This window comes from Chromobacterium alticapitis (assembly GCF_002924365.1).
Lineage (GTDB): Bacteria > Pseudomonadota > Gammaproteobacteria > Burkholderiales > Chromobacteriaceae > Chromobacterium > Chromobacterium alticapitis.
In genome coordinates, this window is the sequence record NZ_PQWB01000045.1 from 39,105 (window position 1) to 51,861 (window position 12,757).

Annotated in this window: 13 protein-coding genes; 1 reads left to right on the forward strand and 12 read right to left on the reverse strand. The window is 62.1% G+C overall.

Annotated features, from left to right (window positions below; genetic code table 11):
- Window positions 1-2: 2 nt before the first annotated feature.
- The 9 genes from rseP to C2I19_RS11665 form a co-directional block, all read right to left on the reverse strand.
- Entirely contained in the window at window positions 3-1,346 is a 1,344-nt protein-coding gene (gene rseP, locus C2I19_RS11625) for an RIP metalloprotease RseP (protein WP_103902861.1), read from the reverse strand.
- Window positions 1,340-2,524, reverse strand: a complete 1,185-nt coding sequence (gene ispC, locus C2I19_RS11630) for a 1-deoxy-D-xylulose-5-phosphate reductoisomerase (protein WP_103902862.1) — start codon at window positions 2,522-2,524, stop codon at window positions 1,340-1,342. Before ispC ends, rseP begins: the two co-directional genes overlap by 7 nt.
- 15 nt (window positions 2,525-2,539) lie before the next feature.
- On the reverse strand, window positions 2,540-3,346 hold the full coding sequence (locus C2I19_RS11635) for a phosphatidate cytidylyltransferase (protein WP_103902863.1): 807 nt from the start codon (window positions 3,344-3,346) through the stop codon (window positions 2,540-2,542).
- 3 nt (window positions 3,347-3,349) lie between these two features.
- Complete coding sequence (gene uppS, locus C2I19_RS11640; protein WP_439647045.1) at window positions 3,350-4,081, reverse strand: undecaprenyl pyrophosphate synthase; 732 nt, start codon at window positions 4,079-4,081, stop codon at window positions 3,350-3,352.
- 34 nt (window positions 4,082-4,115) lie between these two features.
- Window positions 4,116-4,673, reverse strand: coding sequence for a ribosome recycling factor (gene frr / locus C2I19_RS11645; RefSeq protein ID WP_103902865.1), 558 nt, complete (start codon window positions 4,671-4,673; stop codon window positions 4,116-4,118).
- 77 nt (window positions 4,674-4,750) lie between these two features.
- Window positions 4,751-5,470, reverse strand: coding sequence for a UMP kinase (gene pyrH / locus C2I19_RS11650; RefSeq protein ID WP_103902866.1), 720 nt, complete (start codon window positions 5,468-5,470; stop codon window positions 4,751-4,753).
- A gap of 91 nt (window positions 5,471-5,561) precedes the next feature.
- On the reverse strand, window positions 5,562-6,428 hold the full coding sequence (gene tsf, locus C2I19_RS11655) for a translation elongation factor Ts (protein WP_103902867.1): 867 nt from the start codon (window positions 6,426-6,428) through the stop codon (window positions 5,562-5,564).
- Window positions 6,429-6,504: 76 nt separating this feature from the next.
- Window positions 6,505-7,236, reverse strand: a complete 732-nt coding sequence (gene rpsB / locus C2I19_RS11660) for a 30S ribosomal protein S2 (protein ID WP_103902868.1) — start codon at window positions 7,234-7,236, stop codon at window positions 6,505-6,507.
- Window positions 7,237-7,387: 151 nt separating this feature from the next.
- Window positions 7,388-7,576, reverse strand: coding sequence for a hypothetical protein (locus C2I19_RS11665; RefSeq protein WP_233201171.1), 189 nt, complete (start codon window positions 7,574-7,576; stop codon window positions 7,388-7,390).
- Window positions 7,577-7,657: 81 nt separating this feature from the next.
- On the opposite strand from C2I19_RS11665, the gene C2I19_RS11670 reads away from it, so the two are divergent.
- Window positions 7,658-8,689: an NAD(P)H-dependent flavin oxidoreductase gene (locus C2I19_RS11670; protein ID WP_103902870.1), complete on the forward strand. Its 1,032-nt coding sequence runs from the start codon at window positions 7,658-7,660 to the stop codon at window positions 8,687-8,689.
- Window positions 8,690-8,731: 42 nt separating this feature from the next.
- On the opposite strand, the gene C2I19_RS11675 is transcribed toward C2I19_RS11670, so the two are convergent.
- The 3 genes from C2I19_RS11675 to nrdD form a co-directional block, all read right to left on the reverse strand.
- Window positions 8,732-9,943: an MFS transporter gene (locus tag C2I19_RS11675; RefSeq protein WP_103902871.1), complete on the reverse strand. Its 1,212-nt coding sequence runs from the start codon at window positions 9,941-9,943 to the stop codon at window positions 8,732-8,734.
- 112 nt (window positions 9,944-10,055) lie between these two features.
- Window positions 10,056-10,523: an anaerobic ribonucleoside-triphosphate reductase activating protein gene (nrdG, locus tag C2I19_RS11680; protein WP_103902872.1), complete on the reverse strand. Its 468-nt coding sequence runs from the start codon at window positions 10,521-10,523 to the stop codon at window positions 10,056-10,058.
- A gap of 7 nt (window positions 10,524-10,530) precedes the next feature.
- A complete protein-coding gene (gene nrdD, locus C2I19_RS11685) occupies window positions 10,531-12,669 on the reverse strand; it encodes an anaerobic ribonucleoside-triphosphate reductase (RefSeq protein WP_103902873.1) in 2,139 nt (712 codons plus the stop codon).
- Window positions 12,670-12,757 lie beyond the last annotated feature (88 nt).

Sequence of the window (12,757 nt, forward strand, 5' to 3'; positions counted from 1 at the left end):
GTTTAACCCCCAAGTAGGCGGCTGAAATCATTCAGCATGGCAAACGCCATCAAAGACGCCAGCAATATGAAACCAATTTTTTGTCCGAGCAATTGCGCCCGTTCGCTGACGGGCTTACCTCTGACCAACTCCGCGACATAATACATTAAGTGGCCCCCATCCAGAACCGGTATGGGGAGCAGATTCAGTATGCCTATGCTGATGCTGATCAGCGCCAGGAACTCCAGGTACGGGCTCACGCCCTCGCGCGCGGTCTGTCCCGCCACATTGGCGATGGTCAATGGCCCGGACAGATTGTTCAGCGAGGCATGGCCAATCAGCATATTGCCCAGGAATTTCAAGCTCATCCAGGCGGTGGCGCCGGTTTTCGCGCCGGCTTCGGCCAGCGCGCCCAGCGCGTCGTAATGGACCATGAAGGAAAGCTTGTCGTTCCAGGCAGCATCGGGCAACGGCGCGACGCCTATGCGGCCCGCCACCTCGTCGCCCTGGCTCACCGACTCCGGACGCAGCTTGACATCCAGCGGCTTGCCCTCGCGCTCGATGCGCACGCGCAAATCCTTGCCTGGGCTGTTGCGCACCATTTGCACCCAATCCTCCCAGCGCGGCAGCAGCAGGCCATCCACCGCCTGCAGCTTGTCGCCGGCCCTCAGGCCAGCCTTGGCCGCCGCGCCGCCAGGCTCCACCGCGCCGATTGCCGGCAGGAATCGCGCCGGAGACAGGCCGGGATCGCCCTGCTGCAGCGCCTGCACCGCCTTGTCGCCGAAACGCTCGGCCACGATGCGCCGCTCGGCGGAGGCGCCTGCCTCGGTCTGCACGCGAACGGGAATCGCGCTTGCCGACATAGCGGCATCGACCAACGCGAGCCGGGCTTCCTGCCAGCTGCCTACCGGCTTCCCCGCCACGTCCACGATGCGGTCTCCCTCGCGGAAACCCGCGGCCGCGGCCGGACTCTGCGCGATCACCGTACCGACCAGCGGCTTCAGCTGCGGCACGCCCTGAGCGATCACCACCCAATACAGCAAGACGGCCAACAGCAGATTGGCCAACGGTCCCGCCGCGACGATGGCGATGCGTTTTAGCGCGTGCTGGTTGTTGAAGGCCCGGCCGCGCTCTTCCGGCATGACAAAGCCTTCGCGCTCATCCAGCATCTTGACGTAGCCGCCCAACGGAATCGGACAGATCACCCACTCGGTTTCGCGCGGCCGGAAACGCAGCAGGGGCGTGCCGAAGCCGAGCGAAAATCGCAGCACGCGCACGCCGCACAATTTGGCCACCCAGTAGTGGCCCAGCTCATGGAAAGTGACCAGCACGCCGATGGCTAGCAGGAAGGCGAAAACGGTCAGCATGCCGCCACCCTTTGCTCCGCATGGCGACGGGCCTCGGCATCGCGGTCCAATAGCGCCGCCAGCGAATCGCTGGCTGCAGTCGACACTCTGGACAGGGTATCGGCCACGATGCGCGGAATGTCGAGAAAACGGATGCGTCCGGCCAGAAAGGCCGCCACCGCCACTTCATTGGCCGCGTTCAACACCGCCGGAGCGTCGCCGCCGGTTTCCAGCGCGTCGAAAGCCAGCTGCAGGCAGGGAAAACGTTGCGCATCCGGCTTTTCAAAAGTCAGATCGCCCATGGAGAAGAAATCCAGCGAGGCTACGCCGGCCTCTATCCGTTCAGGCCAGGACAGCGCGCAGGCGATGGGGGTGCGCATATCGGGCGAACCCAACTGCGCCATGACCGAACCGTCTCGGTACTGCACCATGGAATGGATCACGCTCTGCGGATGCACCACCACTTCGATTTGCGAGGGGCGCGCATTGAACAGCCAGCGCGCCTCTATCACTTCGAGACCCTTGTTCATCAGCGTGGCGGAGTCGACGGAAATCTTGCGCCCCATGCTCCAGTTGGGATGGCGGCAGGCATCGTCCGGGGTGACGTGGAGCAAGTCATCGGCGGAGCGCGTGCGGAACGGGCCGCCGGACGCTGTCAGGATGATCTTGCGCACGCCCGCGGCCGCGGCGTCGCCGGCGTAGTCCGCCGGCAACGATTGGAAGATGGCGCTGTGTTCGCTATCCACCGGCAACAGCGCGGCGCCGCTGCCCCGCACGGCGTCCATGAACAGGCTGCCCGCCACCACCAGCGACTCTTTGTTCGCCAACAGAATCCGCTTGCCGGCGCGCGCCGCGGCCAAGGCCGACGGCAGGCCGGCCGCGCCGACGATCGCGGCCATCACGGCATCCACCTCAGGCAGGACGGCAACCTGCTCCAGCGCTTGCGGACCGTGCAGCACCTCGCCGCCCAGCCCGGCGTCCGTCAAACGGGCGCGCAAACGAGCGGCGGATTCGGCATCCGCCACCACGAGATAATCGGGATGAAAACGACTGGCCTGCTCAAACAGTTTGTCGAGCTGGCTGTGCGCGGTGAGCGCCACCACTCGGTAGCGCTCGGGATGACGGGCGATCACGTCCAGCGTGCTGCAACCCACGCTGCCAGTCGCCCCCAGTACGGCAATACCCTGAGGTTTGCTCATATGAACTTTCCAGAATTACATGCCGCCCAGCACGCGCAGGGCATTGCTGACCGCCAGCACGGCGATCAGGCTGTCTATGCGATCGTACACGCCGCCATGACCCGGCAGCAGCGCGCTGCTGTCCTTGATGCCGGCGGAACGTTTGAACCAGGATTCCAACAGGTCGCCGCATACGCTGACCGCGGTCAACGGCAGGGCCAGCAGCAGCATCGCCCACAGCGGCAGGCGGATGTCCAGCCAACCGAAATGATCCACCAGCGCCACGTACAACGCCGCGCAGACGACGGCGCCGTAAACGCCCTCCCAGCTCTTGCCTGGACTGATGGCCGGCGCCAGCTTGCGGCGGCCAAAGGCTTTGCCCGAGAAGTATGCGGCTACGTCCGCCACCCAAACCAGGCCCATCACGGCCAGCAGCGTCAACGCGTCATGCGGGGTCGGCTGCGGCCGCCATTCCAGGAAGGCGAACCAAGCCGGCAGCATCAGCGCCCAGCCTAACAGCCAGGCGCGCGCGCCGGATGGCATGGACCAGCGCTTGGCCAGCCACAAGGGAACCAGCAGCAGCCAGAACGCCAATGCCAGGCCGTGCACTGCGGCATGCATACGCCAGTGTCCAAACCAGGCGACCACGGCGAACAACGTCGACAAGACCAGGTAGGCGGCTTGTTCCGGCAGGCGCATTTTGACCATGCGGGTGTATTCCCATAGAGCCAACAGCACGATCAACCAGGAAAAGCCGCCCCAGGCGGCCGCAGAAAACAGAAAAAGCGCTGCCAACATCAGCGGCAGCAGCACCAGCGCGGTGAGAATACGCGTTTTGAGCATGTGTCAGGATCGATCGCGGCGCAGATGCTCCGGCAATTGCTCGCTGGTGCGACCAAAGCGCCGTTCACGCTGCCAGTACGAGGAAATGGCCTGCTCCAGCGCCGCGCGATCGAAGTCGGGCCACAGCAGATCGGTGAAATACAGCTCGGAATACGCCAGTTGCCACAGCAAGAAGTTGCTGATGCGCTGCTCGCCGCCGGTGCGGATGAACAGATCCGGCTCCGGCGCCCACGCCATGGTCAGATGCTGGCTCAGGGCTTCCTCGGTGATTTCCGCTACACCCGCCTTCAGCAACTGATTGGCGGCCTGAACGATGTCCCAGCGACCGCCGTAGTCAGCCGCGATGCTGAGCACCAGACCGTCATTGTCGGCGGTTTTGGCTTCCGCCTTGGCGATGCGCTCTCGCAACTCGGCATTGAATCGCTCGCGCGAGCCCAACACCTGCAGCCGGATATTGTTGCTGTGCAGCCTCGCCACCTCATTGTCCAGCGCGCGCAAGAACAGCTCCATCAGAAAGCTGACTTCCTCCTGCGGCCGGCGCCAGTTTTCAGTGGAAAACGCGAACAAGGTCAGATAACCGACGCCCAGCTCCTTGCACGCTTTGACAATCTCGCGCACGGCATCCAGCCCCTTTTTGTGGCCGGCCACGCGCGGCAGAAAGCGCTTTTTGGCCCAGCGGCCATTGCCATCCATGATGATGGCGATATGCCGAGGAGGCTCTTGCCCCTCCGACACACCCTTCCAGGATGCGGAAAACAAGAGCTACCCCTTACACTGCCATCAAATCGGCTTCTTTGGCGGCCAGCATCTTGTCGACTTCGGCAGTGTACTTGTCAGTCAGCTTCTGGATTTCGTCCTGGCCGCGGCGCTCTTCGTCCTCGGTGATGGCCTTGTCCTTCAGCAGGTTCTTGAACTCGGTGTTGGAATCGCGGCGGATGTTGCGCATGGCTACACGCGCGCCTTCGGCTTCGCCGCGCACTACCTTGATCAGATCCTTGCGGCGCTCTTCGGTCAGCATGGGCATGGGCACGCGGATGATTTCGCCCATGGAGGCCGGGTTCAGGCCCAGGTCGGAATCACGGATGGCCTTTTCGATCTTGGCCAGCATCGGCTTCTCCCACGGCTGCACGCCTATGGTGCGGGCGTCGATCAGGGTGACGTTGGCCACCTGATTCACCGGCACGTCGCTGCCGTAATAGTCAACCATGACATGATCCAGAATGCCGGTATGGGCTCGGCCGGTACGAACCTTGCCAAGGTCGTTCTTGAACGCCTCCAGCGATTTCTGCATTTTTTGTTCGGCCGATTTTTTAATCTCGTTAATCATGTCGCACTCCCAATCGAAACTTCAAATGACAAGGCGAAAACGGCCATTGCCGTTTTCGCCTTCAGCAATTTTCAAACTCAGCAGTGTACCAGCGTGCCTTCGTCTTCGCCAAGCACGACCCGGCGCAACGCGCCGTTCTTGAAGATGCTGAACACCTTGATGTTCAGGTTCTGATCGCGGCACAGCGCGAAGGCGGTGGCATCCATCACCTTCAAATTGCGCGAGATGGCTTCGTCGAAAGTCAGGGTCTGGTAGCGCACCGCGTCCGGATTCTTTTTCGGATCATCGGTATATACGCCGTCGACCTTGGTGGCCTTCAGCATGATGTCCACGTTCATTTCCATGCCGCGCAGCGCGGCGGCGGTATCCGTCGTAAAGAAGGGATTGCCGGTGCCGGCGGCGAAAATCACCACCTTGCCTTCTTCCAGGTATTGCATGGCCTTGCCGCGCACATAGGGCTCGGCGATTTGCTGCATGGTCAGCGCGGACTGCACGCGGGCGATCAGACCCACCTTGGTCATCGCGTCTTTCAGCGCCAGCGCGTTCATCACAGTGGCCATCATGCCCATATAATCCGCCGTGGCGCGATCCATGCCAGCGGCTGCCGGCGCGACGCCGCGGAAAATATTGCCGCCGCCGATCACGATGCCCACCTCCACACCCAGCTCTACCACTTCCTTGATCTGGCCCACGATCTGTTCGATCGTGGTGCGGTTGATACCATAGCTGTCATCCCCCATCAGGGCTTCGCCGGAAAGTTTCAGCAGGATGCGTTTATAGGCAGGAACTTGGCTCATGATGTCCTCGGTATTGGCGGTTTATGGTATTACAGTTTGCAAAACGGCACCCTGCAAGCAGGGTGCCGTCGGTACAGCGGTAGCGCTAAGCTTACAGCTTGGCGGCGGCGGCCACTTCAGCGGCGTAATCCACTACCTTCTTCTCGATGCCTTCGCCCACCACGAACATGGTAAACGCCTTCACCGAGGCTTTTTGCTCGGCCAGCAGCTTTTCAACCGTCTGATCCGGGTTCTTGACGAAAGGCTGGCCCATCAGGGTCACTTCAGCCAGGAACTTGTTCACGCGGCCTTCCACCATCTTGGCGACGATGTCGGCCGGCTTGCCGGACTCGGCAGCCTGAGCAGTGTAGATCTTGCGTTCTTGTTCCAGGGTTTCGGCCGGAACTTGGTCCTTGGACACGCAGATCGGCTTGGAAGCGGCGATGTGCATGGCCACGTCCTTGCCCACTTGCTCGACGCCGGCGTAGTCGACGATCACGCCGATCTTGGCGCCGTGCAGGTAGGTGGCGATCGCGCCTTCGGTCTGGTAGCGAACGAAGCGACGGATGGTCATGTTCTCGCCCAGCTTGGCGATGGCGGCCTTGCGGATTTCTTCCACTTGCTGACCGTCGACTTCAACGGAAGCCAGAGCCTCAACGTCGGCCGGGTTGGCGATGGCGACGGCCTTGGCGGCGGCGGCGGCCAGCGCCAGGAAGGTCGGATCCTTGGCGACGAAGTCGGTTTCGCAGTTCACTTCCACCAGGGCGCCCACACCAGCCTCGACGTAAGAACCGATGATGCCTTCGGCAGCCAGGCGGCCGGCCATTTTGGAGGCCTTGTTGCCGGACTTGATGCGCAGGATTTCTTCAGCCTTGGCCAGGTCGCCCTCGGCTTCAACCAGAGCCTTCTTGCACTCCATCATGCCGAGGCCGGTGGCCGCGCGCAGATCCGAAACCATTTTTGCGGTGATTTCCGCCATCTTCACTACTCCTAAAGATTGTGATTACGTAAATACTCGGGTCCAAAAAAAGGGGCTTGCGCCCCTTTTGGTCCGCTTACTCGGCTTGAGCCGTTTCAGCGGCGGCGACGATCTCTTGCAGAGAGTGCGCGCGGCCTTCCAGTACGGCGTCGGCGATGCCGCGAGCGTACAGGCGGATGGCGCGACTGGAGTCGTCGTTGCCCGGAACCACGTAATCGATGCCGTCCGGGGAGTTGTTGGTGTCAACAACGCCGATTACCGGAATGCCCAGCTTCTTGGCTTCAACCACGGTGCCCTTTTGGTAACCGGTGTCGATAACGAAGATGGCGTCCGGCAGACCCTTCATATCCTTGATACCGCCCAGGGAGCGCTCGAGCTTTTCAACTTCGCGCTGCAGGTCCAGCAGTTCTTTCTTGTTGTAACCGGTATCGCCGGCGGCTTCCAGGATGGCGCGCTTCTCTTCAAGACGCTTGATGGACTGCTTCACGGTCTTGTAGTTGGTCAGCATGCCGCCCAGCCAGCGGTGGTCGACAAACGGCATGCCGCAACGGGCAGCTTCTTCACGGACGATCTCACGCGCCTGACGCTTGGTGCCAACAAACATTACGGTACCCTTGTTGGCGGCCAGACGACGCACATATTCCTGGGCGCTGACGAACAGCGGCAGAGTCTTTTCCAGGTTGATGATGTGAATCTTGTTGCGGCTGCCAAAGATGTACTGAGCCATCTTCGGGTTCCAGAAACGGGTTTGGTGGCCGAAGTGAACGCCGGCCTCAAGCATTTGACGCATGGTAACGTTGGTGGACATGCAAAAACTCCTAAAAGGGTTAAGCCTCCATCCGCGCAGACAACCCGGCGATGCCGGGCACCCTTTGGCGCGAATGTGCGTAGTTTAGATATAAGATTCTCCGCCGGGATGGCAGAGAACGCGAGATTCTAGCATCCTGAAGCCAGTCCCCTCAAGCCTCTCGGCCGGTTTTTCGCGCTTCGCGGCTGCGGCGCAATCGATTCCGTGCCGTCCATGCGACAAACCAGGTCGGCAGCACGCCCAGCAGGAAAGCCACGGCCAAGCCGCCGCCCACGCTGTCCTGGCCCACGGCGAACATCAATACCACATATAACCAAGCCAACAGCACGATCAGCATCATGATTTAAACAATCGTTTGAATTTTGCGAAAAAAGCATCAACAATAGAACATCGCCATTCTAACCCAGACCACCCGCCCACCATGCAAACCGCCATCACTCGCCTGCTCGGCATCGAACGCCCACTGCTCTGCCCCGGCATGAGCTATATCGCCACGCCCGAGCTGGTGGCCGCCGTTTCCAATGCCGGCGGGCTCGGCATTCTGGCCACCGGCCCGCTAAATGCCGAGGCCACCCGCGCCGCCATCCGCCGCATCCGCGAGCTGACTGACAAGCCCTTCGGCGTGGGGTGCACGCTGATGATGCCGGGCGCGGCCGACAATGCCCGGGTCGCGCTGGAAGAGAAGGCTCCGCTGATCAACTACTCGCTGGGCAAGGGAGACTGGATAGCCGAGGCCGCCCACGCATACGGCGGCAAAGTGCTGGCTACGGTGGTGACGGAGAAACATGCCCGATCCGCTGAAAAAAGCGGCGCCGACGCCTTGCTGGTCACGGGCCACGAGGCCGCGGCGCATGGCGGCAGCGTCACCTCCCTGGTGCTGATCCCGGCCATCCGCAAGGCGTCGTCGCTGCCCATCGTGGCTGCCGGCGGCTTTGCCGGCGGCGAAGGCCTACTAGCCGCCCTGGCGCTGGGCGCGGACGCCGTAGCCATGGGTTCGCGCATCGCCATGACCCGCGAAAGCCCGGTCCACGCCGCGACCAAGGATATGGTGGCGCAGCGCGGCGTGGCCGACACCCTGTATTCGAAGAATTTCGACGGCCTGTGGTGCCGCATGATGGACACCCCCGCCGCGCGCCGCGCCTGTCGCAAGCCCTTGGGGCTGATACCGGCCGCCCTCCGCGCCAGCGCCATGGCCAGGCGCATGGGCATGCCGGTGATGAAGGTGGCGATCGGCGGCATGATCCGCCAGCCGCAAGCCTTGCGCCAACTAGCCTTGTTTGGCGCGGCTACGGAATCCATCCGACTGGCGATCCAGGATGGCGATCATGAAAAGGGCGTGCAATTGATAGGCCAAGCGCAGGGACTGATAAACGATGTGCCAACCGTGGCCGAATTATTCGCGCGAGTGATGAGCGAGGCCCAAACCAGCCGCGCACGACTCGCGGACTTGTGAGGGAAAGCGGCCGGCCTCGCCAGCCGCGCTCCCCGCCGCGAATCAGCGCGGCGCCTGCTCGACCACGATCATCGCCTCGCCGCGCCGCTCATGGCTGAAGCGGATCAGAACCGCGATCGCCAAGGCCACCAAGCCAGCCACAACGGCCATTGCCATGCCGTAGTCCCCGCCATTGGCCTTGGCCATATGCGCCTGCAACGGACTGTTGACCGAGGCCAGCAGATTGCCCAGCTGATACACCAAGCCCGGAAAAGTGGCGCGCACAGCCAGCGGCGATATCTCGTTCAAATGGGCCGGAATCACACCCCAGGCGCCCTGCACGGCGATCTGCATCAAAAAAGCGCCCACAGCCAGCCACAACGGCGTGCTGGAAAAGGCCCATAGCGGCAGCACCGGCAGCGCAAGCAGCGCCGCCAGCGTGATGGCATTGCGGCGGCCTATCCTCTCAGATAGCGCGCCGATGGACAGCCCGCCGACGATCGCGCCTACATTCAGGCAAATGGCGATCAATTGCACGGTGTGCGGATCGAACTTGTGCTGTACGCGCAGGAAGGTTGGATACATGTCCTGCGTGCCGTGCGAGAAGAAGTTGAAGCAGGTCATCAGTACGATGGCGTACAGGGACAAACGCCACTGCGCGGCTATGGATTGCAGCAAGCCCGGCTTCTCGTGATGGCGCGCGGCCTCCCAACTCGGGCTTTCCGGAACGTTGCGGCGGATGTACAGCGTCAGCAGCGCCGGTAGCAGGCTGAGCATGAACATGCCGCGCCAGCCTATATGATCGAACAACTGGCCGAAGGCCAGCGTCGCCAGCAGGTAGCCGCTGGGATAGCCAGCCTGCAGCAGACCAGAAACGAAGCCGCGCGATTCCTTGGGTATGCTCTCCATGGTCAGAGACGAGCCCACGCCCCATTCGCCGCCCATCGCCACGCCGAACAAAGTCCGCAACACCAGCAGCGCCAGCAGATTGGGGGCGAACGCCGACGAGAAGCCCAACAGGGAATACAACACGATATTAGCCATCAGTACCGGCCGGCGGCCAAAACGATCCGCCAGCCGTCCGAAGATCAACGCCCCCACCGGCCGCGCCGCCAACGTCAGCATGATGGCCCAACTGACCGACTCGATATCGACGCCGAAATCCCGAGCCACATCCTTCAATACGAACACCATCAGGAAAAAGTCGAACGCATCCAGCGTCCAACCCATATAACAAGCGAATACCGTCCTTTTCTGCTCTTTGGTCCAGGCCATTATCGTCTCCTCTATGCCGGGTTTTTACCTCGGTCCAATTCATGATAAATGAATTGACAAGGCCAGGCATGCTGGGAAAACATTGACAACAATCTAACGGCATTGCGGCCGCTCAGCGCTCGGCCCGAACCCGCGCCTCCTTCAAGCGCAGCAAGCGCTGGTTGGCGGAGCCACGCCAAGGCTTGCTTGTCGGCAAGTCCTGGCGGTAGCGGCCATCTATTAGGACATCGACGAAGCGCAGGATTTCCAACGCCCTCACCTCCTCGTAGAGATAGCCTGTCCACAGCCAGATGTCCTTGTCTGGATATCTGTCCTTGAACAAGCGGCACAGCGCCAGCACTTCGGCTCGATTGGCCGGATGCAGCGGATCGCCGCCGGACAGGCTCAAACCATCGTGCGTGGCGCAATGCGCCAGCAACTGCTCGCGGATTTCGGCGGTGAACGGCCGGCCCGCCTTGCGATCCCAGGTCGAGGGATTGTGGCAGCCCGGGCAGGCGTGGGGGCAGCCGCAGACGAACAACGTCACCCTCACCCCCTCGCCATTGACCAGATCGCAAGTGTAGTAGCGGTCGTAATTCATTCCGGCCTCAATGCTCGCCGCCGAAGTGCTTGACCCGGCGCATCACTTCCTTTTGCTTGCCGGCATTGAACGGCCGCGCATTGGGGCTGCCCAGATAGCCGCACACCCGGCGGGTGACGGATAGCGAGGCGCTGTCGCGATTGCCGCACTGCGGGCAGCGGAAGCCTTCCGCGTCCGCCTGCGCCTCCCCCATGAAGCCGCACAGGCCGCAGGAATCCACTGGCGTGTTGCTGCCGAAATACGGCACATGCCTGGCGGCATAGTCCCAGATCGCCTCCAGCGCCTTCAGGTTGTGCTGCATATTGGGCAGTTCGACATAGGTGATGTGGCCGCCGCTGGCCAGCTCGGCAAAGCCGGTTTCAAAATCTATTTTCTCGAATGGATCCGCCTTGCGGAACACATCCAAATGGAAGGAGTTGGTGTAATAGCCCTTGTCTGTCACTTCCGGGATGGTGCCAAAGCGCTCCTTGTCCAGCTTGCAGAAGCGATGGCACAGCGACTCGCTGGGCGTGGAGTACAGCGAGAAGCCGAAACCCGTCTCGCGCCGCCATTCCGCCGCCGCCTCGCCCATCCGCGCCACCACCCGGCGCTGGAAGGCCCTGGCCTCCGCGCTGTCTGCCGGGTGCGCGCCGAACAGCAAGACACCCACCTCGTGCAGGCCGATATAACCAAGCGAAATCGAGGCGCGGCCATTCTCAAGCAAGCGCATGATGTCTTCGTCCGGCCGCAGGCGCATGCCGAAGGCGCCTTCGGTATACAGAATCGGCGCCACATTCGCCTTGACGCCGCGCAGCCGCTCCAGCCGCACCATCAACGCGCGGAAGCACAGTTGCAGGCGCGGCTCCAGCAGACGCCAGAAGTCTACGGCCTTGCCTTGCGCCTCGATGGCGATGCGCGGCAGGTTCAGGCTGACCACGCCCAGATTGTTGCGGCCATCCAGCACCTCGCGGCCGAACTCATCCCGCCACGCGGCCAGAAAGCTGCGGCAGCCCATAGGCGAAACCGGAATGGATGAACCAGTGATCTTGCGGCTAAGCGCCGCCGAGATGATGTCCGGATACATGCGCTTGGAAGTGCACTCCAGCGCCAGCTGCTTGATATCGTAATTCGGGTCCTCCGGCTTCAGATTGACGCCGTCGTCGATGAACATCACCAGCTTGGGAAACACCGGGGTGATGCCCTCCTTGCCCAGGCCCTTGATGCGGACGCGCAGAATGGACTGCTGAATGATGCGCGCTTCCCAGGCCGTGCCCATGCCGAAGGAGAAGGTGACGAAGGGCTGCTGGCCATTGGAGCTGAACAAGGTGTTGATCTCGTACTCGCAGGCCTGGATGCCGTCGTAGCACTCCTTTTCCGTCCGTTCGCGGGCGTAGCGCTCCGGATCGGCGATGCCGTACTGCCGCGCCACATCCAGGTTCTTGCGATAGCTTTTCAGCACGTATGGCGCCAACGTCTGGTCGATATTCGGAATGGTGGTGCCGCCATACTGGTGGCTGGCCACCTGCGCGATGATCTGGGCGGTGACGGCGCAAGCCACGCCTATGGACTTGGGGCTTTCAATCTGCGCATTGCCCAGTCTGAAACCCTGCTCCAGCATGCCCTTCAGATCCACCAGGCAGCAATTGGTGAAGGGCAGAAACGGCGAATAGTCCAGGTCATGGAAATGGATGTCCCCGCTATTGTGCGCGGCCAGGATATCCTTGGGCAGGAAATTCCCAGCGAATTGCTTGGACACGATGCCGGCCATCAGGTCCCGCATCACCGGAAACACATTGGCGTCCTTGTTCGCGTTCTCCGTGGTCGCTTCTTCGTCTGTCTTATGCACCAGCCCCATCAGCTTGGCGTGCAGTTCGGAGCCCTGGGCGCGGACGGTGTCGCGGTCGTGCCGATATTCGATATAGCCGCGCGCCACCTCCGGGTAGCGTCGCATCAAGGCGTCCTCCACCCGCTTTTGGATGGCGGGAATGTCCAGGCGTCCCTCACGCGCCAGTTCGCGGCACTCGCGCTCGACTTGCGCGGCGATCTCCAGCGCCAAAGCCGCTGGCTCGGCATGGCCTGCCGCCGTTGCCGCCTTGCGGCAAGCATTGGCGATCTTGCCTATGTCGAATTCCACCATCGCGCCATCGCGCTTACGCACCTGAAGCATCGTCGCCCCTCCACAATTCCATCATCAAAAAACGAAGCGGCGCATCCAGCCGGCTCCGCAACGAACGATATTGTGGCCAAAACCGCTG